Below are 24,648 nucleotides of genomic sequence, written 5' to 3'. Positions count from 1 at the left end.
TGCCAGACCGTCGACAGGGCTTTGTACCGTTCCCGACGAGGGCAGCATATGACCGCAGACGACCTCGTCTCGTTGCGCCGAGCCCTGCACCGGAGACCCGAACCCGCCTGGCGCGAATTCTATACGACTGCACGGATCGTCACCGAACTCGAGTCCCGACTCGGCGACGACCTCGCCGAGCTCCACGTCGGCCCCGAGGCCATCGCGGGCGACCACCGAATGGCGGTCCCCGACGACGCTGAGCTGACCCGCTGGTACGACCGGGCACGGGAGGCAGGCGTCGACGAAGCGATCCTCGAGCGGCTCGCGGGCGGCTACACGGGTGCCGTCGCCGTCCTCGAGCGCGGCGCGGGGCCGACCGTCGGGCTGCGGGTCGACATCGACGGTCTCCCGCAGCGGGAGTCAGACGCGCCGGACCACGCGCCCGTCGCCGACGGCTTTCGGTCCGAACACGAGGGCGCGATGCACGCCTGCGGCCACGACGCCCACGCGACGATCGGGGTCGGCGTGCTCGAGCGCATCGCCGAGAGCGACTTCGCGGGAACGCTCAAAGTCTTCTTCCAGCCCGCCGAGGAGGTCGTCGGCGGCGGCAAGTCGATGGCCGAAAGCGATCACATCCAAGACGTCGACGCCTTGCTCGCGGTCCATATCGGGCTCGATCATCCGACCGGCGAGATCGTCGCCGGTATCGACGGCTTTCTGGCTGTCTCACACATCCACGCGGCGTTCACCGGCGAACCGGCCCACGCGGGCGGACACCCTGAACAGGGTCGCAACGCCGTTCAGGCGATGGCGACGGCCGTCCAGAACCTCTACGGCATTCCCCGGCACAACGACGGCGCGACGCGGGTCAACGTGGGCGTCGTCGAGGGTGGCAGCGCCGCCAACGTCATCCCGGGCGACGCGCGGGTCGTCGCCGAAGTGCGCGGCGAAACGACCGAACTGATGGAGTACATGAAACGCCGGTCCCGGCGGGTCCTTCGGAGCGCCGCCGAGATGCACGACTGTACGGTCTCGTTCGAGACCGGCGCGGAGGCCCCCAGCGCGACCAGCGACGGGGAACTCGCCTCGATCGTCGCCGACGTGGCGGGCCAGACGGCGGGCGTCGAGCGAGTGCTCGAGCGCGACGAACTCGGCGGCAGCGAGGACGCGACATTCCTAATGAAGGCAGTGCAGGAAAACGGCGGGACGGCCTGCTACGTCGGCGTCGGAACCGACCACCCGACCGGCCACCACACCGCGACGTTCGACGTCGACGAGGCCAGCATCGGTCACGGGATCGACGTCCTCGCGGGGTCGATCGAGCAAATTAGCCGTCGACGATCCTGATCGACACGGTTCCGACTGATTTCGAGCGGGAGTGGCCGGAAGCGGGTGCCGAGCATCGCGAGGAGTCCGCGCCCCTAGAGCAAACTCTTCCGAGCATCGCGGAAACGAAGTTTCCGCTCAGCGGGGAAGGGCAGGCAGTTGCCCAGTACCCAACCGCGAGTGAGCGAAGCGAACGAGCGGGCCGACGACTGACCCGGAATGAACGAAGTGAATGGAGGGGAAGGAGGAGTGCTTTTGGTCGAAATTTTACCGAGGAACGTCACGCTGTGTGGCGAAGCCGCCAGCGCGACAGACCGCAGCGTAAAATTCCGGTTCTAGTACTTGGGGTCGGCCCCGGTCGTCTCGTAGACTTTCTCCATCAGTTCGTCGCGGCGGTCCTGCCAGGCCCCCAGTCCCGCGGGGCTGGTCGGATAGTTCTCGTAGTGAGAGAGCAGTTCGTCGGCCCGGCGCTTGGTCTTGTAGAGGTTCCAGATCGTTCCCCAGTGGCCGCGGCTCTTGACCAGCGCCTCGAGTTTGAGCTTGAGTCCGATGTCCGTACTGCCCGAGTACAGCGCCTCGGCGAGCTTGTCGCCGGGCATCGCGGCGAGTAAGCCCATCAGGTCGTCGACGTCGACGGCCGTCGAGAGGATGTTGTAGACGTCCAGCGCGGCGTAGCGTGCGCCGAAGTGCTCCATCACCTTCTCGTTGTACTCCCAGAGGACGTCCTCGCCGTAGTCGTCCGTCTCGAGGGCTTCGATGGCGCGCTCGGCGGCGTACTTGCCGCCGTAGGCGGCCCCGGCGATGCCGCCGCCGGTGGTGGGGTTGACGTGGCCGGCGGCGTCGCCGATGGCCATGTACCCCGGATGGACGGCGGAATCGTACGGTCGCCGGGTCGGCAGCGCCGCGCCGAGTTTGTCCTCGACGGTTGCGCCGTCGAACTCGGGGCGGGTCTCGAGGTCGCGTTTGAGGTCGTCGACCAGCTGCATCGGCTCCTCGGTCATCTGGAAGCCAAGGCCGGCGTTGATCTCGGTGTCCGTTCGCGGGAAGTACCAGAGGTAGCCCGCAGCGCGCTCGGTCGGCTTGAAGACGAGGGCGTCGTCCCACTCGACCGGCTCCTCGACCTCGACGATTTCCCGGTAGGCCGAACAGAAGTGGCTGTAATCGACGTTGGTGTCGAACGTCGACGCCGAGAAATCGACGTTGTCCTGTAGCACCGACAGCGAGCCGGCGGCGTCGATGACGATGTCGGCCTCGTACGTGATCGGGTCACCCTTCCGGATCGCCTCGACGCCCGTGACGCGACCGTCGTCGTTCTGGACGACGTTTGTAACGACGGTATCGTATCGGAACTCGACGCCGACATCCTCGGCCCCGTCGATGATCCGTCGGCCGTACTCCCAGCGGTCGATGACGGCGAGTTCGCCGGGAACCGGAATCTCGAGAACGGTGTCCTCCTGGGGAATCTCGAAGCGGCCGTGATCGACGTCCGTGTTGGTAAAGGCCGGCTCGAGTTTCGACTTCGGGATCGCTTCGGGGAAGGCATCGGCACCCTTCAGGGCGTCGCCGCAGGCGATGTGGCCCGCTTCCTGCTCGTCCTTTCGCTCGAGGATGACGACCTCGTACCCCGCTCGTGCGATGGTCGCTGCGGCGTAGCACCCTGCCGTTCCGGCCCCGACGACGACCGCGTCCGGCGACTGAGTCTTCGGCGTCGTGGCGGCCGACTGCTCCTGCGTACTCATATCAACTGTGTGGAGGCCGTGGTAAGAAAACGTTTTATGGTCGGTCCGCGGTAGTGTCGCGTCGACCGCGACGGTACCCGGTTCGGAGCAAGCGCGGCGTTGTGGTGCGGCTGTCTTTTCGCTCATAGCCGTGGCCCACGGGTTCACCAATGCGATACAGATCACATTCGTAATATATGCTAGATTAAATTTATGTGTGGCACCGTTCACTACTCCGATGTAATGCCTGGAAACGACGACGGACGGTCTCGACGAAACGTGCTGAAAACGTCCGCCGCGACGGTCGCTGCGGGTGTCGGTACGGTCGCCGCGGTCGGTACGGCCAGTGCGTCCGATTGGATCGACGTGGGAGATCAAGTGCAGGCCTGGGGTGACTTCGGGTACGCTCCCGGTTGGGAGACCAGCGACAGAAGCGGTGATTGGACGGAGATCAATCGCTCCTGGGCGGGATACGTTCAGGCGATCGCCGACGACGGCGGAACGGAGGTCTACAAGGTCGACTGGCACAAGCTAGACGACGACTGGTGGATCGCGGAGGATTTCGTTCGGGAAATCTAGCCGCTTCCCGTGGTGGGACGGAGCCAGGCGACGCCGGCGTCCGCCGGCACATAAAACGTTTTAGGGAGGTCAGTCGTACCGAGAGGTATGACAGAGTACACCATCGAGTTCGTCGGGACGGGTGAGACGATCACCTGCTCCGACACGGAAACGATCCTGAGCCGGTGTCTCGAGGAGGGCATCGCCCAGGAGTACTCCTGCCGAGTCGGGATGTGTCTGGCGTGTTCGGCCGAGATCATCGACGGAGAAGTCACCCAGCCCGCCGCCCGCGGGCTGACCGACGAAGAGGCCGAGAACTACGCGCTGACCTGTATGGCGCGGCCACAGTCGGACCTGAAACTCGACCGCGGGAAGTATCCGCCGAGTATCGAGGGCGATCTCGAAGCCACCGGCGCGATCGACGGCGCGGCCGCCGACGACTGAGCTGGTCCGGCCAACTGTATCGGCACACTGACAGGTCGCGGGTGCGCCGGCACTGGCCGGGAAGGGGCCGGCCGCGTCAGTCCGCGACCGCACAATTGTTCGGCCCGAGTTCGAGTTCGAACGCCGTGTCCGCGTCGACGTCCTCGAGTCCCAGGTTCGCTGCGACGATGCGGTCGTAGTTGGATGGCCGCGGCGGGAGTTCGCTCGTCGCGTGAGCGACGAACGCGGCGTCGTCCATCGAGAGCGCGTCGAGTCGATCGCGGAGGGTCCCGAGCCGAGCGGCATACGTCCCGTCATCTCGCGGTTCTGCGGCGTCGCTGTAATGGCCCGGCGCGACCGTCGTCTCGTCGGGGTGCTCGAGGAGACGGGTCCGAAGCGTCTCGTACAACTGCCCGGCGGCAGCGGCCGCGCCGTCGTCGCCGCGTTCCAGATCCGGTCGGCCGACCCCCTCGAGAAACAGCGTGTCGCCGGTAAACAGGATCGGGGAATCGCCGCCCTCGAGTCGAAGCGAGATCGATTCGGTCGTGTGGCCCGGCGTCGCCAGCACGGTCAACGTCACATCACCGATTCGCAGTTCGTCGACGGCATCCTGCCGAGTGTGCGACGCAGGGCTCGCGGAACTGCGTTCCGCGGCGTCTCCGACGGTCATCGCGTCGAACGTGAGGCCCCGCTCCGTCGCGCCGTCGGGGACGACCGCCGTCGCGTCGGTCCGGTCCGCGAGCGTGCGAACGCCGCTGACGTGGTCGGCGTGGACGTGAGTGTCGATCGCGTACGTGAGCGCCGCGTCTCGGTCGGTGGCGTCGGCGTCGTACCGGTCGGCGAACGCCCGTAGCGGGTCGATCACCGCCGCTTCGCCGCCGCTATAGATCGCGTAGGCGAGACAGCCGCTCGAGGGGCGGTCGTACTGCAGGACTCGCGCGGGTGCGTCGACATCGAGTTCGCGGACCCGATACAGGTCGGCCCAGGCGTCCATCCCGCCAGCGAGGTTGGCCGCATCGAGACCCGCGTCCCGGAGGAGGTCGACGGCGTGAGCGCTCGCTTCGCCGTGACCGCAGACCGCGAGGATCGGCTCCTCGAGATCGGTTACGAGATCGGTTACGTCGCCGGTAGCCTGGGCCTGGACGACCTTCATGTGCGGGATCTGGACGGCCTCGATCCCGTCGCCAGTGAGGTGCCAGCGTTCGAACTCGTCGCGGTCACGGACGTCGAGGACGGTCATGGGATCGCTGGACTGCAGCCGTTCGGACAGTTCGTCGGGAGCGATGGAGGGCGTCTCGTCGGCTGCGTCGGCGGCGTCGCTCCGATCGGTCATGCTCGTCGGTACGTGCTCGAGGCGTGTAATGGTCGTGGTCGACTGAACAGTCACTAACGTTCAACACGCTTCGCAATGTCGGTCCGATATGGACGCTACCGACTTCCAGCAATCGATCGAAGCATCGATGGCCGTCGAACTCGACCGCCTCGGCTCGTCGAAACTCCTCGTTGCGCTTACCGACGCCGACCTGACGGAAGACCGGATTCTCAGAACCGCTGCGAGGAGCGAACGAGCCGCGATGGAGACGCTCGAGGCGTGGGCGACCGACGAGACGAACGAGGACGTCCGCCGGCTGTTCGACGAGTACCACGATCAGGAACGCGACCACTACGATCGGATTACGGCCATGCTTGCGGACGACGAGGTCGGCGCGGGGGACGCCGGGCCGATGCACGCGAAGCTTCGCTCGCTCGAGGCAACGACGGCCCGGCTGGGCGGACTCGTCGGGCGAGCGCTGGTCGCCGATCGGACGCACCTTCAGTTGATCAGTTTCTTCGTGAACGAAGGGGATACGAAGCGCACCGACTGCTTCCGGGAACTGCGGGAGGAAACGGCTTCGCAGGGGGACCGAGCAGCCCAGCGACTCGGAGACATCAGTACGGACAGCGACGACTGGGACCGGGCGCGGACGGTCGCCGAGGACGTGATCGAGATCGCGTACGGGGCGTACGCCGATTCGCTGGACGATCTCGGCATCGATCCGAAGCCGATCTGTTAAGCGGGGTCCGACGTGTAGCGCAGCGGCGGCTGTCGTGACGCTGCCGCCGGCCGAGAGAAACGAACGCGAACGGAATCTGGGACTCGAATCGCCGACGCGAACGGGCTCGATTATTCGACGAAGTCGATGTCTTCGCCCTGTGCGGGTGTCTGGGGCTGGACGGGGTCCTCGCCGTCCGGCCGACCGTAGATCTGGGGCGACTCGACGCCCGTGACGACGATCATCGTCCGCATGCTGCCCTCGAGGGTCTCGTCGATCGACGTCCCCCAGATGATGCGGGCGTCGGGATCGATCCGGTCGTAGATCTCCTCGACGACGCCTTCGGCTTCCTCGATGGCCATGTCGTTGCCGCCGGTGACGTTGACCAGCGCGGAGCTCGCACCGGAGATGTCGACATCGAGCAGGGGTGAGCGCAGTGCTGTCTTGACGGAGTCCTCGGCCTTGGCTTCGGAGTCGGCTTCGCCGAGGCCGATCATGGCGACGCCGCCCCGTTCCATGACGGTGCGAACGTCGGCGAAGTCCAGATTGACGAGGCCGGGTTTCGTGATGAGTTCGGTGATACCCTTGACCGAGCGCATCAACACCTCGTCGGAAACTTTGAACGCCTGGCGGACGGGCAGTTTGCCGACCGAATCGAGCAGGCGATCGTTGGGGACCACGATCACGGTGTCGCTTACGTCGCGCAGGCGCTCGAGCCCCGCTTCGGCGTTGGTTCGCCGAACTTCGCCCTCGGCGGTGAACGGCGTCGTGACGATCGAAATCGTGAGCGCGCCGGCCTCGCGGGCGGCCTTGGCGACGACCGGTGCGGAGCCGGTGCCGGTGCCGCCGCCGAGGCCGGCCGTGACGAAGACCATGTCGGAGCCGTCGATGGCGTCGTAGATGTCCTGCTGGCTCTCGAGGGCGGCTTCTTCGCCGACCTGCGGGAGCGAGCCGGCACCGCGGCCGCCGGTCTTCTCTTCGCCCATCAGGATCTTGGTGTCGGCGTCGATTTCGACGAGGTGTTGTACGTCGGTGTTGGCGGCGACGAGTTTCGCCCCGTGGATGCCCTCCTCGTGCATCCGGTTGACCGTGTTACCGCCGGCACCGCCACAGCCGACGACCGTAATGTCGGTCTGGAGGTCCTGAAGGACGTCCTCGAGTTCGTCGTCGGTCATCGTCCCTGTCTGCCGGCCGGCCGACCCGTCGCCGTCGGACGGCTGTCCGTCCCGCGGCGCGGCGTCCTCGGGGACCGCGGCCTCCCCGGTTTCGGCCTCGTCGATCGCGTCGTCGATTAGAGAGTCCATTCTTGGCCCTGTCTAAACAATGGAGCATAATTACCTTTCCCCTACACGTCAGCCAGCCGTCTGACAACGTAATCGGTTCTTACGTGTCCGGTCGAGGAGAACGCCGTATTCGCGGGAGTGAGTCGAGTAATAGCGGCTTACTATTGCCGGTCGAGCCGCTCAGATCGGGAATCGGTCCGTCCGCTCGGCCCGAACCCTCTGGGGACTGACTGTTTCCCCGTCGACGGTGACCGGCTCGCCGTCGGCGAGAGTACCGAACTTCGGCCCCTCCGGAACGCCGACCTGACGAGCCAGCGCGGGGTCGAACGCCGTCTCTTCGGCGACGACGGTATCGTCTTCGACCCGCACCGCGTCGTACTTCGCCTCGAGCACGGTGGCCAGTGCCGCAACGATCGTGCGTCGCGGCTCGTGCGCGTCGGCTTCCGTCGCGTCGGTTTCGGGGACCGCCGCTCGCGAGCCGACCCGGCTGCCGCCGTTTTCGGTGGTAAACGCCACCGTATGGGCCTCGACGATCGTCCGAACGCGGTCGGGATCGATCCCCTGTGCGGTCCCCAGAAGCGCCGTCGGGAGGTCGATGACGGTAATCGACGCCGCGAGCCGGTCGCCGAAGCGGACGCCGTCCTCGATGGCTCCGAGGGCAGCCTCGACCGTGTCGACGAGTTCGAGCGGGCGGTCGTCGACCTCGCGCAGCCAGGTCTCGCCCACGACCCGACAGTCGACGTCCGCGAGGGTTTCCTCGAGAACCGGCCACTCGCCGTCGAGCAGTGCGATCTCGGCGTCGCTGGCCTCGAAGGCACGTTCGATGACGTCGCGATGGGCCGTCGGATGGTCCATCGCCTCGAGCGCCCAGTCGGGGGCGACGTGGCCGACCGCCCAGTCGGTTTCGCGGACGAGTCGCTCGAACCGGGGGGCGTAGTGGTTGCCGCCGAAGCCGACGACCTGCCTTCTCGGAACCGTATCGCGATTCCGACGGCTCGTGAGGGTATCGCTCTCGAGTCGGTCGCAGTGTGGGTCGACGCCGCGGAGGGCGAGGATCGCACGGGCGACGGCGTCGGCACCGGCGGGGTCGTCCCACTGCTCGTCGCCGCTGCCGAGTTCGGCAAAGAGCGACGGACAGCCCACGTCGGTGGGGCCGTGGTGGGTCCCTTCCATGCCGACCTCGTACTCCGCTGGGGCGTACTCGTCGAAGGCCTCGAGCAGGTGAGCGAGGGCGTTCGGGGCGGCCGCAGCAAGCGCGTCGGGCTCGCCGCCGAACTCGGCGGGGCCGAAGTTCCCCGTGAAGTGACCGGTCAGTAGCGGGCCGGTGTCGCCCGAGTGTCGGGAGGCGAAGACGAGCAGCGTCGGGTCGCAGTCGAAGGCATCGGCCGGGCGCTCGAGTTCGATATGCAACCCGTCGAACGAGCGGAGTTCGGCCCGGTCGGTTCGGTAATAGGTGCCGCCGCCCGCGGCGTCCGGCCGGGTGTCATCGGTCCGTTCCGTCCAGTCCGCGCGCTCGCGGAGTCGGTCACAGATGTGCTCCGAGGCGCGGTCGGCGCGACTTTCGACGATCGCGAGCGAGGTCATATCCGTGCTCGGACGGTGGGGCCGTTAACGTCGCCGGTTCGGAGCCGGCCGTAAACGACCCCGGTGAAGACGACCCGTGCTTTTTCGGATGTGGGTGGTGACCAGACACCATTGTGAGTGGGTGGCAGCAATGAGCGACGATCCGGCCGATCGAACCGATTCGACGACCGGATCGGACCGTGACGCAACGGACGGCAACCGGGTCGACGGGCGAACCGATCGTCACTTCGAGATCCACGAACTCAGTACGCTCGTCGATGACTGTGCGGTGGCACCGTTCGGCCCTGACGGCCGCGTGAACCGGTGGAACGACGGTGCGCGTCGACTCACCGGGTACGACGCGGAGACGATCGTGGGGGCACACTACCGGACGTTCTTTCCGCCGGACGCACGCGAATCCGACCGGCCCGAACGGGTTCTCGAGCGAGCGCGATCGAACGGGACGGCCGAAACCGAGGGGTGGCGTCTCCGGGACGACGGCGACCGCATCCGGGTTCACGAGGTAGTCGCGCCGGTCCGCGAGGACGACGAGATCGGCGTCCCCGTCGACCGGCCGGTCGAGTTGGCGGGGTACGTCTGGCTCGTCCACGACCGCACCGAAGACTACGAGCGCGAACGCACCCTCCGCGAAGAGACGGCATTCGCCGAGAGCGTCTTCGAGGCCCAGCCGGACATCGTCTACGCGTTCGATGCGGACGAGAACCACCTCGAGTGGAACGAGCGGGTGCGGGCGGTGACGGGCTACACCGACGCGGAGTTGGCCGAGATGGAGCCCCTCGAGTTCGTCGCCCCCGAGGACCGGGACCGGATCGCCGGGACGATTCGACGGCTGCTCGAGGTCGACGAGTACGTCACCGCCGAAGCGGACCTCGTTACGAAAGACGGCCGGCGGATTCCCTACGAGTTCAACAGCGCACGGATCACCGACGACGACGGCGCAGTCCTGGGGTTTACCGGTACCGGTCGGGACATCAGCGACCGCAAGGCCCGCGAGCGGGAACTCGAGCGCCTCGAGCGGCTCAACGCGATCGTACGGACGATCGACGAAACCGTGGTCGCGGCCGAGACTCGCGACGAGATCGAGCAGGCGATCGTCGAGGAGTTCGCGGCCGCCGACGCCTACCGGTTCGCGGCCATCGGGCGGACCGAACCCGCCGCGAGTACCGCAGGCTACTCGTGGGAACCGACGGTACGGGCGGGGATCGACACGACCGCGGTCGACGGCGTGCTCCCGTCGTTCGTCGAGCCGCCGGCCGACGCGCCCGGCGTGTCACCGTTCGAGACCCGGTCGACACAGCGATACCGGCATCTCCACGAGAGCCCGATCGACGAGTGGCGGGCCGACGCCCGCGAGCGCGGCTACGGATCGGTGGCGGTCGTCCCGATCGTCGCGACCGACCGCGCCTTCGGCGCGCTCGTGGTGGCCGCCGCCGAGCCGTCGGCGTTCGCCGATCGGGAACGAGAGATCCTCCAGGAGTTCGGCGGCACCGTCGGCCACGCGATCAACGCGATGGCTGTCCGGCGACTCCTCTATCTGGACACCGTCGTCGAACTCGAGTTCGAATCGACCGACGTCGGTGACAGCTGTATCGCGCTTTCCCATGGGGCCGGCTGTGACCTCTCGGTCGATCACGTGCTACCGCTGACCGATGAGGTGTTCGTCTACTATCTCACCGTCTCCGATATCGATCCCGACGCGATTCGTGCGGTCGCGCGGGACACCCCCTCGATCACGGAACTCCGACTCATCGACGCCGCCGACGACGAAAGCGACTGGGAAGTCGTCGTTCGCGACGCGACGGTCGCCGGGCTCCTCGGAGAGTACGGCGCACGCCTCCAGTCACAGGTCGTTCACGACGGCGTCGCGGAGCTGACAGTTCACGTGAGCCTCGACACGGATCTGCGCGACCTCGTCGGGGCGATCACGTCGACGTACCCCGATACCGAACTCGTCTCGAAGCGAACCATCGAGCGACCGATCCGGACACACGGCGACTTCCGGCGGACCGTCGAATCGATCCTGACCGAGAAACAGCGACTGGCTCTCGAGGCGGCCTATCACGGCGGCTACTTCGAGTGGCCAACGCGAAACAGCGACGCGAGCGAGATCGCCGATCGGCTCGACATCGCCCGCCAGACGTTCCACCAGCATCTCCGAGTGGCACAGGCGAAGCTCCTCTCGGCGTACTTCGGGGCACGGAACGAGACGACAACTGGGTGATACCAGAGCATGCTGGTACAGTTCTTTCCCCCGATCATCGTCTCCTATCCGCCAATGAGTTCTCCACCGGATGCCGAACCGACATCAACTGCGCTGGACGTGCTCGCGGTGCCGCGGCGTCGATACCTCCTCGCCGCGTTGCTCGAGCGCGGGGACACGTCCGCGGTCGGTTCGCCAGCGACGACGGCGGCGATGTCGCTCGCCGCGCTCGCGACCGAGGTGGCGACCACCGAACGTGACCGGCCGATCGTTACCGACGAACAGTGTGCACGGACTCGGACCGACCTCGTTCACGCCCACGTCCCCCGACTGGTCGACATCGGCGTCCTGGTTCGGATCGACGACGGGGACGCGCCGACGGTCGCGCTCGCCGATCACCCGCTCCTCGAGGCCGAGTGGGTCCGGACGCTCCTCGACGACCCGACGGGCGAGGCGTTTCCCGCCGCCGAGACGACGCTGAACCGGACGCTCGAGGCTCTTCGGAGGCCGCGCCGTCGAATCGTCTGTGCCTCGCTGGCGGCGCGCCGCGGTGCCGTTCCCCTCTCGACTCTCGCCGCGGCGGTCGTCGCTCGGGAGGGCGGCGACGGGATGCGACTGGTCGACGTCTCCGAGGAAGAGTGGCTGCCCGTCGCGGAGACGCTCACCCACGACCACCTCCCCGCGCTGTCCGACGCCGGACTCGTCGCGTACGACGACGCGGCGGGTCGAGCCGCACTCGTCACGATCGCGCCGCAGTGGGAGAGCGACTGGCTGCTCGAGGGGCCGCTCGCCGACAGCGCCGTTCCCATCGCGGCGGTTCGGGAATCGTCCGGCGGATCGACAGCCGATAACAGCGTCTCGAACGCAGCGACGGGTGAGGCGGCCGTAAACGGGGACCACGAGGGAGACCACGTTCACGCGGAGGGCTGCGAGACGATCATCGGTGCGGGGCCGGTCCACGCTCGCGGGCGCGATATCGCCGCCGGTGCCGACGCGGAACTGGTCGTGACGGTTCCGGACGGCAGTCGACTCGAGCGGGAGTGCCTCGAGCAGTGGCACGCCGCGGCCGAGCGGGGCGTCGATGTCTACGTCGGGTCGCAGTCACCGCGGGTCCGCGATACCGTCCGCTCGATGGTTCCGGACGCCGCCGTCTGCGAGCCACAGTTCGACTGGCTCAACTTCCCGCTCGAGGCGACACAGCACGGACACGTCGTCTTCGCCGACCGCGAACGAGCCCTGGTCGTGACGACCGACGGGGCCGATTCCGACGCGGAATCGCGGGTGAGTGCCCTGGCCGGCGACGGCCGCGAGAACCCGCTTGTCTCGGTCCTCCGTGACCACCTCGGACCGCGTCTCGACAGACTCGCGGCCGCACACGACGACCGCGACGTTCGAGACGGGACGCCGCTGCCGATGTGACTCGGATCGGCTCCCGTCGAGCCGGTCGAACGGGACATCTCAGGGAACGAGAGCGTAGACGAACCCGGCGTAGCCGGCGACGAGGATCGCGCCGTCGATCCGGCTGAGCCGACGACCGTATGCCATCATCCCGACCAGCACGAGCGTAAAGGCGACCATGATCGGGAGTTCGAACCGGAGCGTCGCCGGCTCGATCTCGATCGGCGTGATCAGCGCCACGATGCCGAGAACCGCGAAGATATTGTAGATGTTCGAGCCAACGACGTTGCCGATCGCGAACTCCGTCTCGCCGCGGACGGCCCCGACGACCGATGCCGCCAGCTCCGGCAGCGACGTGCCGAGCGCGAGCACCGTCAGCCCGATGACGAGGTCCGATACCCCAAGCGCCGACAGGAGCCCGGTTCCGCCGGCCACGAGCCACCGGGACCCGACGACGAGCGCGAGCAGCCCGCCGATCACGAGCGCAACGTCCCGCAGCGAGACACCGCCGCCCGCGTCCGGATCGTCCGTCGACGGCATGGGGTCCGCGTTGACGTAGTACAGCAGAAAGGCCGTGAACCCGGCGAGGACGAGCAGGAAAACCGCCCCTTCGAAGCGACCGATCCGGCCGTTCGCGCCCAGCCCGACCAGGAGGATCGCCGCGAGCACCATCGTGGGGACGTGTCGCCGCATGACCCGGTCCGCGATCGGCAGGGGTTTGATCAGCGCGGCGATCCCGAGTACCAGTCCGATGTTCGCGATGTTCGAGCCGACGACCGCACCCAGACCGATGTCAGTCGAGACGTTCAACGCGCCGATCGTCGAGACGAACAGTTCCGGTGCAGTCGTCGCGAACGCGATCACCGTCACGCCGACGGTCGCCGCCCGCAGACCGATTCCGAGCGCCAGTCGGCCCGCACCCGCAACCAGCAACTCCGCACCGCCGTACAGCGCGACGATGCCGGCCGCCAACAGGAGGACGAAAAGCGGGGTTCCGGAGAGCATGGCGTCGGCTACTCAACTCCGGCCTAAAAGCGACGCGAAACGATCCCCGGTCGGGAGGCGATACCCTGCCGAAGCCAGACCGATTATATCCCTGCCGAAACGAGTGAGAGAGCAATGGCTATGGACGTATACGGTCTGCTCGGTAACCCGGTCGGTCACTCCCTATCGCCGCCGATGCACGAGGCGGCCTACGACGAACTCGGACTCGAGGCACGCTACGCGACCTTCGAGCCCGAGGCGGACGACATCGAGGACGCGATCCGCGGGGCCGACGCGCTCGGGATCGCAGGGCTAAACGTGACGATCCCGTTCAAGCAAGCGGCCCTCGAACTCGTCGCGCCCGAAGACCTGGCGACCAGGATCGGCGCGGTCAACACGATCGATTTCTCCGGCTCGGGACCACCGACGGGGTACAACACCGACGCCATCGGCGCGTTGCGCGCGCTTCGCGAGCACGACGTCGCGCTCGAGGGCGAGCAGGCGGTCGTCGTCGGTGCCGGCGGGGCCGGTCGAGCGATCGCCTTCGGCCTCGCCGATGCCGGCGCGACGGTCGCGGTCGCCAATCGAACCGAGTCGACGGCCCACGACCTGGCCGCGGCGGTCCCCCGAGCGACCGGCCACGGGCTCGCGGCCCTCGAGGAACTGCTGGCGGACGCTGACGTGCTGGTCAACGCGACCAGCGTGGGGATGGACGCGGACGCGACGCCGGTGCCCGAGGACGCGCTCCACGAGGGGGTCGCCGTGCTCGACGCGGTCTACAGCCCGCTCGAGACGCGACTGCTTCGGGATGCGGCCGACGCCGGGGCGACGACGATCGACGGCGCGTGGATGCTGCTCTATCAGGGCGTCGAAGCCTTCGAGATCTGGACCGGTCGGGACGCACCGGTCGACGTAATGAACGAAGCGCTGCGCTCGCGACTGTAGCGCCGGCGACTCGGTCGCAACCCTGTCAGTATCAGGCGAATTTAAGTGGTGGAACCGACTACCACGAGATAATGGCAATCCTCCAAAAGCTGAAGTCCCTGTTGGGGTTCGACGAGTCGGACTCGGAGCGCGGAGGCGCTCGAGAGGTCGGGGTAACGGTCGAACGGGAAGGGTCGACGGACGACGGACGAGACACCGATCGAACCGAACCCGCGACCGGCGGCATCACCCCGGAGCCGTCACGAACGGCCGCAAGCGACTCGAGTGCGGCGTCGGCGACGGAGTCCGAGGAGGGCACCGAGCCGGCGGAGCCATCGCCCATCGAGGAGGCCGAGCCCGACGCCGACGCGGAATCGGAACCCGTCGAGACGGACGCGGAATCGGAACCCGTCGAGACGGACGCGGAACCCGATACCGAACCCGAACCCGAACGTGAGGCGGAGTCGGAACCGGACTCGGAATCAGAGTCGGGCGCTGACGCGACCGACGACGCGGAGACGGACTCCCAAACGGCGGAGACGGCAGAGATAGAGTCCGAGACGGCCGGTGACGCCGACGCCGCAGCCGAGGATACCGCATCCGATCCGTCGGTCGACGACACGGCAGATACCACCGAGCCCGACGAGACGACCCAGGAACCGGTCGATGAGATCAAAGGAATCGGCCCGGCCTACGCCGACCGTCTCGCCGGTGCCGGCGTCGACACCGTCGGCGAACTGGCCGACGCGGACGCCGCCGAACTGGCCGACCGGACCGACATCTCCGAAAAGCGCATTCAGGGCTGGATCGACCGCGCCGAAGTCAGGTAACGGCCTGCCACCGACCCCGAGTCCACTCCCGATTCGTCTCACTCTGCGGTACTCGTCACTTTACCGGCACGCCGTTGGCGGTCACGGTTCGTTCCGTCGTTCGGCGTGGGATCGCTACCCCGGAAATCGCAAGAGGATTACTCGCTCGTTTCGTCTCGAGACCCATGAGCGATCCCCATGTCGTGACGACGCCGGACGCGTTTCGCGCCGCCGCTCGCGACCGCGACAGGGACGCGTCGGCGGCGGACGGTGCGACGACACACACCGGCTGTCGCGTTCCAGTCGAAGTCCGCGTGACAGTTGCCGACCCGTTTCTCGCCTATCGGCGGGCCCGCAACGGACCCGACGGAGCCGTGTTCCTCGAGACGACCGGCGGGCAGCCCGGCTGGGGCTACTTCGGCGTGGACCCCGTCGACCGGCTCACCGTCGGTTCCGACGCGGTTCGGCGACCCGACGACGACGGGTCGCCGACGCTGGCCGCGCTCGAGGGACTGCTGGCGGGCGACTCGATCGCCCGCGGGGACTGCGACGTGCCCTACCCCTGTGGTGCCGTCGGCTGGCTCTCGTACGATATCGCCCGCGAACTCGAGGCGTTGCCCGACTCGGCCGTCGACGACCGCGGACTGCCGCGTCTCGAGGTCGCGGTCTACGACCGACTCGTCGCCTGGGAGGAACCGACCGACGGCGAGGTGACGCTGCGAATTACGGCCTGTCCGCAGGTCGGCACCGACGCCGACCTGGAGGCGACCTACGAGCGCGGCCGCGAGCGGGCGCTCGAACTCGCGCGAGCCGTCCGCGACGGTGATCCCGAAATCGGCGAGCCGCCGGTCTCGAGCCCGACGGCGACCTTCGAGAGCGAGTGCGGCCGGGCGGCCTTCGCCGAGCGGGTGCGGCGAGTCAAGGAGTCCGTCCGCGACGGCGACACGTTTCAGGCGAACATCTCCCAGCGACTGGTCGCGCCCGCCGCGGTCCATCCGGTCGCCGCCTACGACGCCCTGCGACGGGTCAACCCGGCCCCCTACTCCTGTCTGCTCGAGTTCCGGTCGGCAACGCTGGTGAGCGCGAGCCCCGAACTGCTGCTCGAGCGCGACGGCGACTTCGTCCGAACGGAGCCCATCGCCGGCACCCGACCGCGCGGGGAGACGCCCGCCGCCGACGACGCGCTCGAGGCGGACCTGCTCGGCGACGAGAAGGAGCGGGCCGAGCACGCCATGCTGGTCGATCTCGAGCGCAACGATCTCGGGAAAGTCTGTGCGTACGGCTCCGTCGACGTCGCGGAGTACCGACGGATCGACCGTTACTCCGAGGTGATGCATCTGGTCTCGAACGTGACGGGGCGACTGCGCTCGGACGAGTCGCTCGCCGACGCCATCGCGGCGACGTTCCCCGGCGGCACGATCACCGGCGCGCCGAAACCGCGGACGATGGCGCTCATCGACGAACTCGAGGCGACTCGGCGCGGCCCCTACACGGGTAGCGTCGGCATCTTTGGCTTCGACGGCCGCGCCACCCTCAATATCGTCATCCGGACGCTGGTCCGTCACGCCGACGAGTACCACCTGCGGGTCGGTGCGGGGATCGTCCACGACTCCGATCCCGGTAGCGAGTACGACGAGACCCTCGACAAGGCCCGCGCGCTCATCACGGCGGTCGACGACGCGCTCGGCAAGCGGGCCGATCTGGGACTCGAGCCGGCACCCGGAGGTGACCGGCGTGAGTAACGCGGACGGCGACCGCAGCGAGCGGATACTCGTGATCGACAACTACGATTCGTTCGCGTACAACCTCGTCCAGTACGTCGGCGAGGTCGCGGACGAGGTGCTCGTTCGGCGAAACGACGAGATCGATCTCGCGGGCGTTCGCGACCTCGAGCCGACCGGGATCATCGTCTCGCCCGGGCCGGGTACCCCACAGGAAGCGGGTATCTCGATCCCGTTGTTTGCGGAAACCGAGTTTCCGATTCTGGGCGTCTGCCTCGGCCATCAGGCGCTGTGTGCGGCCAACGGCGCGCCGGTGGGCCACGCCCCCGAGGTCGTCCACGGGAAGCCGTCGACGATCACTCACGACGGGACGGGACTCTTCGACGGCCTCCCGGAGACGTTTCAGGTCGGCCGCTACCACTCGCTGTCGGTCGAGCGCGCTGGCCTGCCCGCGACGCTCGCGGAGACCGCCCGAACGACCGACGAGCGCGGCGTTTTGATGGCGGTCCGCCACCGCGAGAAACCGCACCTCGGGGTGCAGTTCCATCCCGAGAGCATCCTCACGCGGGCGGACCCAGGCGCGGCCGGCGAGGACGGGAGCGGCGAGGAGATCTCGCTCGCACTTGGCAAGCGGCTGATCGAGAACTTCCGTCGGGTCGCCGCTCGAGGCGACGCGTGATCGGGCCGCCGGAATCGTCGCTCGAGCGGCCGGATCGGTGCCGGTTACCGATCCGGATCGGTCACCACCACCTCGTCGGAGTCGGGACCGATCACGACGCGGGAGCCCGCGTACTCGAACCGGACAGTCACGTCCGCGTCCGACTCGAGGACGGCGGCCAGCGCCTCGGGATCGATCGCGTCGTACAGCGGCGGCAACGCCGCTCGGTCACAGCCCTTACGGGCCGCGATACGATCGAGAGCCGTTGTGAGTGCTGAATGCATCGTGAGTCTCGGGGAGTTCGACGACGGTCAGTGCGAACGCTGCCTCGCAGTCCGGACACCTCGTCGGTTCGTCGGTCGTTGTGTGGATGTCAGTACCACAGTCGCAGTGGATCGTGACGTTCGAAACCATGTGTAGCTCCGTGTACAGGCCCCGACGGAGCGGAACACAATCCAGCGAGAGATGCAGCGACGGCTACGACTGGGTCGGCGGTACGTCGGCAGGTCTTTATTTCGCCAACGCCAATGGTGGATTGCTCCCGCTACGCGGGGGCCGTGTGTGAGCCGGAGGGCTTGGTTGGTCCTGTGCACTCCGGCTCTTGCGCACTTTCGTGCGCGTCTGTGCGTTACGCAATCTACCCTAAAGAACGTTAGGATATTGACTGGTTGGGTGATGGTGGCTCGAGAGACGGAACGACGGCCGCGGTTCGTCCCAGAGTTCCAACTGGATCAGAGGTTCACTAATCCAGTCAGTCTAAACAACAATTCGGATAATGTGAAATAATTGCCAGATGATTGAGTGTCGCGTTTTATTATATTTCACGCCATGGATATCTGCTGGGAAACCTCTGAAAACACCTCATCGTTTGCAGTTACATAGTTACCGTCTTTTTCTATCACATCAACTTGCGAGAGTTGTGCCATCTTATCATCAATATATAATTCACCAAAATCACGGTTATATTGATCATTCAGATTATCTCGAACAGCAGCCATGTCAAGATGAAGATCACTATCACCACGTTGTACGGCATCGTAATAATAGGCCCCCGCAAACTGAGGATAATGGCTTAGCATTCTAAGGTCGCACCTGTCTCGGAGAGTATGATATCCCCGCTGGACGAGATCTCCCATAAGTGCTTCAACTACACCAATATCATCATTACTATCATCTAATATATCCTGTATGACCCCTGAGTCCATCCGTTCCCCTGAGTGAACTTCACCATCCTGTCTGCGAATATATCCAAGTTCCTCGAGAACTTCCAAATACCGAATAGTTCGATTTGAATTCTGATTAGCATTAATTCGGCTTTCAGCAACTGGACCGCGTTCATGGGTCCATCGTAGAATTTGCCGAATAGGAGTAAGTTGATTCTCTACCTCTCCAAAGTGAAGTACATTCTTATAGATGCTCTTAGCGACAGAATAGTCCAATTGATCGACTATATTTTCACGACGTTCTTGGAACCCCTCATAGATTTCTTCTCGATCGGGTAGCTCAACTATATAGTGGCTGTTTGTGGGCTCTGCTTCTAAATTATATATGTTTCTGAAGCTCAGAAACTTTATAACTCCATCTTTTTCCAATGAGTCACTTAAGTCCTTGGGGACTGAGTTTCCTAATGAGATGATGTACTTTCCGCCATCAATTTCCTCCACCTTTTGGATATAAATCCCTCTGCCATATCGGTGCTTGAGTAAGGCTTCACCTTGGTTTTGGAGTTCATTGATGTTCGAGAAGCGAAGTCGGTCTCCTGTTGATGGAGGACTTCTCTGTTGATCTTCCGATTTACTCACTAGAATCACCTGCGGCAATTTGATCGAGTGTAGTCTGTGGCTTTTCTTGGACCCACATTGTCCATCTTGACTGTGCCTGTCCACTCCAGAGATCATAAAACTCGGCAATAGATATCTCGCATTTCGGATTATCAACGTATGACGATCGAACCATCATTTCGTCAAATGGATCGTGATACAGAACAGAGTCAGTATTGACCTTAAATGGGACGATAATGTGAGGCCAGTTCCGTCCATCAACACCTGGTCTAGGGTCCCATTCGTCAATCGTATCGAAATAAGAGGGATCTAACTCAACAATTGGATAGGAAGAACTGTCTCCGTCGATTATGCTGCTCAATTCACTCATGTCAAGATTGATGGCCACCTTTGCTGTATACCCATTATCTCCTACCTTATCTTCGAGACGTTCTGGAACAAATTCTGCAGTTGATGCCATCCCTTTATTATAATCACAAATATTGTTTAGTTGCCGAAGGCTAAATTCAAGCCCAGATTCGCCAGCGCGTTCTGCAAATTCATCTAGGATATTTTTTAACGCTGTTGGGAGGCAGGAATCAGGTACTTGTTGAGAGTGAAAGCCATCAACAGTCTCCTGATACTGTTCATAATCTCCTTCTGTAATCGTCATAGCCGAACACTCATCTACAGGTCAATTGTCATTTGATCAGATATATATTTCCCTTCAAGATCATATTCTTCTCAGCTGCCCTATTCCACTCTATCCAATTCGAAACGCGTGTGTCTATCAACCGACGATCGTCTCGCGGAGCCAGCCAACTTCGCGAATCAGGCGATGAAACACCGGCAATCACGAGCGGAGAGGCAACTCGAGAAAGCGAAGAACGACGACCGGATCGAAGCCATCTCGAGCAGACAGCACCTTCATACACCTCCGAGTGCCACGACGAGACGATCCACCGCCATGACCGACGACTACATTTACCACGTCGACGGCGATCTCGTCCCCGCCAGCGAGGCGACCGTCAGCGTCGACGACCGGGGCTTTCGCTACGGCGACGCCGCCTTCGAGACGCTGCGAGCCTACGGCGGGACGATCCTCGCGTGGGACGCCCATCTCGAGCGCCTCGAGCGCACCTGCGAGGCGCTCTCGCTCGAGCACGGGCTGTCGGCTGCGGACCTCCGCGGCCGGATCGACGAGACGCTCGCGGCGAACGACCTCGCCGACGCCTACGTTCGGCTCTCGATCACCCGCGGCGTCCAGCCGGGAAAACTCACGCCCCAGCCCGACGTCGAGCCGACGGTCGTAATCTACGTGAAACCGCTGCCGCGGGGCGGACTCGAGGGCGACCCCGTCTGGGACGGCCCGGCGACGGTCGAAACCGTCGCGACGCGACGGGTGCCGGACGCGTCGATCCCCGCCGCCGCCAAGACCCACAACTACCTGAACGGTATTCTCGCGCGCGTCGAACTCGCGGCCGACAGCGACGAGGCGCTGCTGTGCGATCTCGAGGGCCGGATCGCCGAGGGTGCGACGAGCAACCTGTGTTTCGTCCGCGACGACGTGATCCACACACCGACGACCGACGGTCCGGTGTTGCCGGGGATCACCCGCGATATCGTGCTCGAACTGGCTCGCGAGGCCGGGATGCCGGTCCGCGAAGGGCGATACGAGCCGGCCGACGTGCTCGAGGCTGACGAAGCGTTTCTCACGAATCGAACCTGGGAACTACGCCCGATCGCGACGCTCGATGGACGGGCGATCGGCGGCGGTCCCGTGACGGACCGGCTGGCAGGCCTGTACGACGACCGCGTCGAGAACCTGTGCTACGAGTGACGCGCCCTCGATGATATGCGCGACAGCCGAGACCCCCGCCTCGTGTAGCCATAGGATCGGTACATGAGACGGGGGTCCATCGGTGGCGGAAGTCGGAAACGGGGTGCAAGTTAGTCAGACGGTTGCTCGCGGCGGTCGTAACGTTCAGGATGTCCGACCGGTAATCGGCGCGTAATGAATGCAGGACGGATCACGGCGCTTGCGGACGTGCCAGACGACTCGACGTTCCTCTTTCGTGTCGTCGACGACTCGGGCGACGAACGGGAAGCGATTCTCGTCGCCGACGGGACGGCGACGACGGACGGTGACGACCCGAACGCCGACGGAATCGCCTGTTGGTTGAACTACTGTCAGCATCTCACGCACATCAAACTCGATAAGGGCTCGGGTGCACCGATGCGAGACGGTGAACTCGTCTGTGCGAACCACGGTGCGTACTTCGCGGCCGACTCCGGACGCTGTACCTTCGGCCCCTGCGAGGGAGCGTACCTCACCGATCTCGAGATCACCGTCTCGGATGGCGACGTCTACCTGACCGACGCGGACTACGAGTTCGTCGGTCCTGGACCGCTCGAGAGCGACGATCTCGACCGAGCGTCGACCTCGAACGTGGAGTTCTAGACCGCGTCCGGGGCGACCAGATCCCGCTCCTGATCGTACTCGAGCAGGCCGGCGTCGACGAGCCGCGGCAGGTGGTCGTGGTAGAGTGAGAGATACACCTCTCTGACCCGCTCGGCCGGGATGTTCGTCACCTTGCGCCCCGTTTCGCGGACGGCGACTTCCTCGGCCGCGTCCGGCAGCGTCAGTTCCTCGCCGTAGGTCCGCATGACGGTAAGCAACAGGCGGCGACGCTGGTCGGCCAGGAGAGCGAATGCGCCGTCGAGCGACTCGGTCGAGGCGTCGACCCCGTCGTGCCCGTCGAGCCAGTCGAGCACTGCCTGTACGGACTCGACGCAGTCACGCTCGGGGTGGGATCTGGAAGTCATATGTGCTCCGTAGGGCTCGAGTCGAACGGCCGCGGCGATGAACACGGACGACGGTCGCCGTCGAACGACCGCGTCGCCGCCGTTCGCTCGAGAGTTCGTATCGGGTTCTCACCTGCACCATAAATATTAGTATCGGATTGGAGACTGAATAATCGAGGGTGCTGACAGTCCGTCGACGATGACCGTCCGGTTCACTCGATGGTAAACGTCGGCTCGTCGACGGACTCGCTCTTACAGTCGGGACATCGCGAGGGGAGGTTCAACAGGTCGTCGTAGTCGTCGAACCCGCAGTCCCGACAGGTCGGCGGCGCGACGAGCAGCCGTTCGTCCGTTCCGTCGACCGACTGGGAGACGTGTTCGACGTGCCGGACCACCGCGTGCGGCGTGAGATCGAACTGGGTCGCGAGTTCGCTCGGCGTCGCCGGCTCGGCACGGAGCGCGTCGGCGAGCTTCTGTCGCGTCGTTTCGTCGGCCTGGCGCATACGTTGGGTCACGCGGGTCTCGCACTTATACTCACGGCAGTACGTCCGTTGGTCCGACAGCTGCGTCGCGATTCGGCGACCGGGCCGGATCGCGATACGAGCCCACTGAAAGGGCAAGTAACTTACCGGCACCAAATGAAGTCAGGGTCATGAAGGCCGTCGTCCTTGCAGGCGGGTACGCGACGCGAATGTGGCCAATTACCAAGCATCGGCCCAAGATGTTCCTCCCGATCGGTGAGTCGACTGTCATCGATCGAATCTTTTCGGAACTCGAGGCTGACGACCGGATCGAGGAGGTTTACGTCAGCACGAACGAGCGGTTCGCGCCCGACTTCGAGGCTCATCTCGCCGACAGCGAGTTCGAGAAGCCGCAGCTATCGATCGAAGAGACGACCGAGGAAGACGACAAGTTCGGCGTCGTCGGTGCCCTAGCCCAACTGATCGACCGCGAGAACGTCGACGACGACCTGCTGGTCATCGCTGGCGACAACCTGATCAGCTTCGACATCGACGAGTTCCTCGACGAATTCGAACGACGAGCGGCCCCCACGCTCGCCGCCTACGACGTGGGCTCCCGCGAGAAAGCGACATCTTACGGGCTCGTCGAACTCGAGGGCGACCGCGTCGTCGACTTCCAGGAGAAACCCGACGATCCGAAGAGCACGCTCGTTTCGATCGCCTGCTATGCGTTCCCCCAGGATTCGCTGTCCCTCCTCCCGACCTATCTCGAGGACGGCAACAACCCCGACGAGCCCGGCTGGTTCGTCCAGTGGCTCCAGAACCGCGAAGATACCTACGCCTTCACGTTCGAGGGCGCGTGGTTCGATATCGGCACTCCCGAGAGCTACCTCGACGCCGTCGCCTGGCATCTGGACGGTGACTCGCTGGTCGCCGACTCCGCGACGCTCGAAGACGCCACGATCGGCGAGAACGTCCACGTCATGGACGGCGTAACTCTGGCAGATACCGATCTCGAGCACACGGTCATCTTCCCGGACGCGACGGTACGCAACGGCGACATTCGGCGCTCGATCATCGATCAGGGGACCCACATCGAGGAGCTCGACCTCGCGGGAGCGCTCATCGGTGCCCACACGACGATCACCAACGGCTCGGACCGGTAACTGCTCCTTCGAAGAGCGGCTCGAGCCGGCCGATCTGCTCAGACGTGACTCGCTGGAAGCCGTGACGAACGCCGCGAGAGCCGTTATTCCAGTCGTGCGTTCGTGACCCGCACCCGTCCCCGCGTCCCCGCCCACTCCGTCTCGTACTCGAGGGCGATCCGCCGGTCCATGTGCGGTCCGTCCACGACGAACGTCTCGAACTCGCCGCCCTCGCCCAGAATGTGGACGCCGTACTCCTCGTGGAGGGTCTCGAGTTCGTCGATCGCGTCCCGGTCGAGCGTTCGCCCGAGCCACGACTCGTCGAGGCCGTGGGCCGCGACCTGAATGATTTCGATCTCGAACCCGGCCGCGAGCATCGCGTCGGCCAGGTCACGTGGGGGTTCCTGCCAGAGCGGAGCGAACAGGTCACAGTCGAGGCGATCACACAGCCCTCGAATGCGACTCGTCTGATACTCGCTCTCGACGGCTCCGGCCGTGAGACCGGCGATACCGTCCGCGAGATCGCGATCGAGTTCCGCAAGCGCGGCCTCGAGTGGCTCGAGTTCGGCGTCGCCCTGTGCGCCCGAATCGGTGGCCGCGTCGGCCTCGAAGTCCGCGGGTTCGACATCCAGCAGTTCGATACCGATGCTCTCGGCTGCCAGCGCGGCCAGTTCCGTTTCGGGAACGTGATACATGTACGAGTCGCCCGCGGGGTGGACAGTGACCAGCCGCTCGACCGGCAGCCCCGCCTCGAGAGCGCGGTACAGCGCCCATGCGGAGTCCTTGCCGCCCGAAAAGAGACTCACCCACGCACCGTCTGCGTCGCTCATAGTCGGTGGTCGCTCGGCGCGGGTAAATGAATACCGTGTCAGGGAC

The 24,648-nt window shown here is 65.2% G+C and carries 24 protein-coding genes; 13 read left to right on the top strand and 11 right to left on the bottom strand.

Annotated features, from left to right (window positions below; all coding sequences use genetic code 11):
• Window positions 1-48: 48 nt before the first annotated feature.
• Complete coding sequence (locus tag FGF80_RS14585) at window positions 49-1,329, top strand: amidohydrolase (protein WP_138654825.1); 1,281 nt, start codon at window positions 49-51, stop codon at window positions 1,327-1,329.
• A gap of 314 nt (window positions 1,330-1,643) precedes the next feature.
• Here FGF80_RS14585 and FGF80_RS14580 read toward each other — a convergent pair whose 3' ends face one another.
• Window positions 1,644-3,047: a geranylgeranyl reductase family protein gene (locus FGF80_RS14580; protein ID WP_138654823.1), complete on the bottom strand. Its 1,404-nt coding sequence runs from the start codon at window positions 3,045-3,047 to the stop codon at window positions 1,644-1,646.
• Window positions 3,048-3,269: 222 nt separating this feature from the next.
• On the opposite strand from FGF80_RS14580, the gene FGF80_RS14575 reads away from it, so the two are divergent.
• On the top strand, window positions 3,270-3,605 hold the full coding sequence (locus FGF80_RS14575) for a twin-arginine translocation signal domain-containing protein (protein WP_138654821.1): 336 nt from the start codon (window positions 3,270-3,272) through the stop codon (window positions 3,603-3,605).
• An 87-nt stretch (window positions 3,606-3,692) separates the two neighbouring features.
• Window positions 3,693-4,028 (top strand): 2Fe-2S iron-sulfur cluster-binding protein, encoded by a 336-nt coding sequence (locus tag FGF80_RS14570; protein WP_006186356.1) that lies wholly within the window; start codon window positions 3,693-3,695, stop codon window positions 4,026-4,028.
• Between the two features lie 76 nt (window positions 4,029-4,104).
• Here the strand turns inward: FGF80_RS14570 and FGF80_RS14565 are convergent, their stop codons facing one another.
• The gene (locus FGF80_RS14565; RefSeq protein WP_138654819.1) at window positions 4,105-5,340 is read right to left on the bottom strand and encodes an MBL fold metallo-hydrolase; all 1,236 of its coding nucleotides are present in this window, start codon (window positions 5,338-5,340) and stop codon (window positions 4,105-4,107) included.
• An 88-nt stretch (window positions 5,341-5,428) separates the two neighbouring features.
• Between FGF80_RS14565 and FGF80_RS14560 the strand changes: the two genes are divergently transcribed.
• Window positions 5,429-6,061 (top strand): ferritin family protein, encoded by a 633-nt coding sequence (locus tag FGF80_RS14560; RefSeq protein ID WP_138654817.1) that lies wholly within the window; start codon window positions 5,429-5,431, stop codon window positions 6,059-6,061.
• 110 nt (window positions 6,062-6,171) lie between these two features.
• Here FGF80_RS14560 and ftsZ read toward each other — a convergent pair whose 3' ends face one another.
• Together ftsZ and FGF80_RS14550 are read right to left on the bottom strand one after the other, a co-directional pair.
• On the bottom strand, window positions 6,172-7,344 hold the full coding sequence (gene ftsZ / locus FGF80_RS14555; protein ID WP_006186352.1) for a cell division protein FtsZ: 1,173 nt from the start codon (window positions 7,342-7,344) through the stop codon (window positions 6,172-6,174).
• A gap of 159 nt (window positions 7,345-7,503) precedes the next feature.
• Entirely contained in the window at window positions 7,504-8,907 is a 1,404-nt protein-coding gene (locus FGF80_RS14550) for a D-aminoacyl-tRNA deacylase (RefSeq protein ID WP_138654815.1), read from the bottom strand.
• 130 nt (window positions 8,908-9,037) lie between these two features.
• On the opposite strand from FGF80_RS14550, the gene FGF80_RS14545 reads away from it, so the two are divergent.
• Together FGF80_RS14545 and FGF80_RS14540 are read left to right on the top strand one after the other, a co-directional pair.
• Window positions 9,038-11,128 (top strand): bacterio-opsin activator domain-containing protein, encoded by a 2,091-nt coding sequence (locus FGF80_RS14545; RefSeq protein ID WP_138654813.1) that lies wholly within the window; start codon window positions 9,038-9,040, stop codon window positions 11,126-11,128.
• A gap of 54 nt (window positions 11,129-11,182) precedes the next feature.
• Window positions 11,183-12,526: a DUF7344 domain-containing protein gene (locus FGF80_RS14540; protein WP_138654811.1), complete on the top strand. Its 1,344-nt coding sequence runs from the start codon at window positions 11,183-11,185 to the stop codon at window positions 12,524-12,526.
• A gap of 39 nt (window positions 12,527-12,565) precedes the next feature.
• Here the strand turns inward: FGF80_RS14540 and FGF80_RS14535 are convergent, their stop codons facing one another.
• A complete protein-coding gene (locus FGF80_RS14535; protein WP_006186348.1) occupies window positions 12,566-13,510 on the bottom strand; it encodes a calcium/sodium antiporter in 945 nt (314 codons plus the stop codon).
• A gap of 120 nt (window positions 13,511-13,630) precedes the next feature.
• On the opposite strand from FGF80_RS14535, the gene FGF80_RS14530 reads away from it, so the two are divergent.
• From FGF80_RS14530 to FGF80_RS14515, 4 genes are all read left to right on the top strand, one after another.
• Window positions 13,631-14,434: a shikimate dehydrogenase gene (locus FGF80_RS14530; RefSeq protein WP_138655547.1), complete on the top strand. Its 804-nt coding sequence runs from the start codon at window positions 13,631-13,633 to the stop codon at window positions 14,432-14,434.
• 71 nt (window positions 14,435-14,505) lie between these two features.
• The gene (locus FGF80_RS14525) at window positions 14,506-15,243 is read left to right on the top strand and encodes a helix-hairpin-helix domain-containing protein (protein WP_138654809.1); all 738 of its coding nucleotides are present in this window, start codon (window positions 14,506-14,508) and stop codon (window positions 15,241-15,243) included.
• Window positions 15,244-15,407: 164 nt separating this feature from the next.
• On the top strand, window positions 15,408-16,964 hold the full coding sequence (pabB, locus tag FGF80_RS14520; RefSeq protein ID WP_138654807.1) for an aminodeoxychorismate synthase, component I: 1,557 nt from the start codon (window positions 15,408-15,410) through the stop codon (window positions 16,962-16,964).
• Complete coding sequence (locus FGF80_RS14515; protein WP_138654805.1) at window positions 16,948-17,622, top strand: anthranilate synthase component II; 675 nt, start codon at window positions 16,948-16,950, stop codon at window positions 17,620-17,622. Before pabB ends, FGF80_RS14515 begins: the two co-directional genes overlap by 17 nt.
• A gap of 44 nt (window positions 17,623-17,666) precedes the next feature.
• Here FGF80_RS14515 and FGF80_RS14510 read toward each other — a convergent pair whose 3' ends face one another.
• The 3 genes from FGF80_RS14510 to FGF80_RS14500 all read right to left on the bottom strand — a co-directional run bounded on the left by FGF80_RS14510 (window position 17,667) and on the right by FGF80_RS14500 (window position 20,034).
• A complete protein-coding gene (locus tag FGF80_RS14510) occupies window positions 17,667-17,885 on the bottom strand; it encodes a HalOD1 output domain-containing protein (protein ID WP_138654803.1) in 219 nt (72 codons plus the stop codon).
• A gap of 537 nt (window positions 17,886-18,422) precedes the next feature.
• On the bottom strand, window positions 18,423-19,403 hold the full coding sequence (locus tag FGF80_RS14505; RefSeq protein WP_138654801.1) for a hypothetical protein: 981 nt from the start codon (window positions 19,401-19,403) through the stop codon (window positions 18,423-18,425).
• A complete protein-coding gene (locus tag FGF80_RS14500; RefSeq protein ID WP_138654799.1) occupies window positions 19,396-20,034 on the bottom strand; it encodes a hypothetical protein in 639 nt (212 codons plus the stop codon). The genes FGF80_RS14505 and FGF80_RS14500 overlap by 8 nt, the downstream gene beginning before the upstream one ends.
• Before the next feature lie 294 nt (window positions 20,035-20,328).
• Here FGF80_RS14500 and FGF80_RS14495 point away from each other — a divergent pair, with 294 nt between their 5' ends.
• Window positions 20,329-21,201, top strand: coding sequence for an aminotransferase class IV (locus tag FGF80_RS14495; RefSeq protein ID WP_006186337.1), 873 nt, complete (start codon window positions 20,329-20,331; stop codon window positions 21,199-21,201).
• 174 nt (window positions 21,202-21,375) lie between these two features.
• Entirely contained in the window at window positions 21,376-21,822 is a 447-nt protein-coding gene (locus tag FGF80_RS14490) for a Rieske (2Fe-2S) protein (protein WP_138654797.1), read from the top strand.
• Here FGF80_RS14490 and FGF80_RS14485 read toward each other — a convergent pair.
• Together FGF80_RS14485 and FGF80_RS14480 are read right to left on the bottom strand one after the other, a co-directional pair.
• Window positions 21,819-22,187 (bottom strand): DUF7344 domain-containing protein, encoded by a 369-nt coding sequence (locus tag FGF80_RS14485; RefSeq protein WP_049908162.1) that lies wholly within the window; start codon window positions 22,185-22,187, stop codon window positions 21,819-21,821. The genes FGF80_RS14490 and FGF80_RS14485 overlap by 4 nt on opposite strands.
• A 191-nt stretch (window positions 22,188-22,378) precedes the next feature.
• Complete coding sequence (locus FGF80_RS14480; RefSeq protein WP_007107758.1) at window positions 22,379-22,669, bottom strand: transcriptional regulator; 291 nt, start codon at window positions 22,667-22,669, stop codon at window positions 22,379-22,381.
• Between the two features lie 149 nt (window positions 22,670-22,818).
• On the opposite strand from FGF80_RS14480, the gene FGF80_RS14475 reads away from it, so the two are divergent.
• Window positions 22,819-23,793 (top strand): sugar phosphate nucleotidyltransferase, encoded by a 975-nt coding sequence (locus tag FGF80_RS14475; RefSeq protein WP_138654795.1) that lies wholly within the window; start codon window positions 22,819-22,821, stop codon window positions 23,791-23,793.
• Window positions 23,794-23,876: 83 nt separating this feature from the next.
• Here FGF80_RS14475 and FGF80_RS14470 read toward each other — a convergent pair whose 3' ends face one another.
• Window positions 23,877-24,602, bottom strand: coding sequence for a diphthine--ammonia ligase (locus FGF80_RS14470; RefSeq protein WP_006186333.1), 726 nt, complete (start codon window positions 24,600-24,602; stop codon window positions 23,877-23,879).
• Window positions 24,603-24,648: the final 46 nt, after the last annotated feature.

This window comes from Natrinema pallidum, assembly GCF_005890195.1.
Lineage (GTDB): Archaea > Halobacteriota > Halobacteria > Halobacteriales > Natrialbaceae > Natrinema > Natrinema pallidum.
Note: the sequence above shows the minus strand (reverse complement) of the source record. Positions and strands in the feature narration are given on the sequence as shown.

Excerpts from the sequence above, each read along its gene's own strand:
- FGF80_RS14490 (WP_138654797.1), top strand. The coding sequence starts at position 21,376 with ATGAATGCAGGACGGATCACGGCGCTTGCGGACGTGCCAGACGACTCG.
- FGF80_RS14510 (WP_138654803.1), bottom strand. The coding sequence starts at position 17,885 with ATGCATTCAGCACTCACAACGGCTCTCGATCGTATCGCGGCCCGTAAG.
- FGF80_RS14550 (WP_138654815.1), bottom strand. The coding sequence starts at position 8,907 with ATGACCTCGCTCGCGATCGTCGAAAGTCGCGCCGACCGCGCCTCGGAG.
- FGF80_RS14585 (WP_138654825.1), top strand. The coding sequence starts at position 49 with ATGACCGCAGACGACCTCGTCTCGTTGCGCCGAGCCCTGCACCGGAGA.
- ftsZ (WP_006186352.1), bottom strand. The coding sequence starts at position 7,344 with ATGGACTCTCTAATCGACGACGCGATCGACGAGGCCGAAACCGGGGAG.
- pabB (WP_138654807.1), top strand. The coding sequence starts at position 15,408 with ATGAGCGATCCCCATGTCGTGACGACGCCGGACGCGTTTCGCGCCGCC.
- FGF80_RS14570 (WP_006186356.1), top strand. The coding sequence starts at position 3,693 with ATGACAGAGTACACCATCGAGTTCGTCGGGACGGGTGAGACGATCACC.
- FGF80_RS14525 (WP_138654809.1), top strand. The coding sequence starts at position 14,506 with ATGGCAATCCTCCAAAAGCTGAAGTCCCTGTTGGGGTTCGACGAGTCG.
- FGF80_RS14495 (WP_006186337.1), top strand. The coding sequence starts at position 20,329 with ATGACCGACGACTACATTTACCACGTCGACGGCGATCTCGTCCCCGCC.
- FGF80_RS14540 (WP_138654811.1), top strand. The coding sequence starts at position 11,183 with ATGAGTTCTCCACCGGATGCCGAACCGACATCAACTGCGCTGGACGTG.
- FGF80_RS14475 (WP_138654795.1), top strand. The coding sequence starts at position 22,819 with ATGAAGGCCGTCGTCCTTGCAGGCGGGTACGCGACGCGAATGTGGCCA.
- FGF80_RS14565 (WP_138654819.1), bottom strand. The coding sequence starts at position 5,340 with ATGACCGATCGGAGCGACGCCGCCGACGCAGCCGACGAGACGCCCTCC.
- FGF80_RS14535 (WP_006186348.1), bottom strand. The coding sequence starts at position 13,510 with ATGCTCTCCGGAACCCCGCTTTTCGTCCTCCTGTTGGCGGCCGGCATC.
- FGF80_RS14530 (WP_138655547.1), top strand. The coding sequence starts at position 13,631 with ATGGACGTATACGGTCTGCTCGGTAACCCGGTCGGTCACTCCCTATCG.
- FGF80_RS14575 (WP_138654821.1), top strand. The coding sequence starts at position 3,270 with ATGCCTGGAAACGACGACGGACGGTCTCGACGAAACGTGCTGAAAACG.
- FGF80_RS14545 (WP_138654813.1), top strand. The coding sequence starts at position 9,038 with ATGAGCGACGATCCGGCCGATCGAACCGATTCGACGACCGGATCGGAC.
- FGF80_RS14580 (WP_138654823.1), bottom strand. The coding sequence starts at position 3,047 with ATGAGTACGCAGGAGCAGTCGGCCGCCACGACGCCGAAGACTCAGTCG.
- FGF80_RS14500 (WP_138654799.1), bottom strand. The coding sequence starts at position 20,034 with ATGACGATTACAGAAGGAGATTATGAACAGTATCAGGAGACTGTTGAT.
- FGF80_RS14560 (WP_138654817.1), top strand. The coding sequence starts at position 5,429 with ATGGACGCTACCGACTTCCAGCAATCGATCGAAGCATCGATGGCCGTC.
- FGF80_RS14470 (WP_006186333.1), bottom strand. The coding sequence starts at position 24,602 with ATGAGCGACGCAGACGGTGCGTGGGTGAGTCTCTTTTCGGGCGGCAAG.
- FGF80_RS14485 (WP_049908162.1), bottom strand. The coding sequence starts at position 22,187 with ATGACTTCCAGATCCCACCCCGAGCGTGACTGCGTCGAGTCCGTACAG.
- FGF80_RS14480 (WP_007107758.1), bottom strand. The coding sequence starts at position 22,669 with ATGCGCCAGGCCGACGAAACGACGCGACAGAAGCTCGCCGACGCGCTC.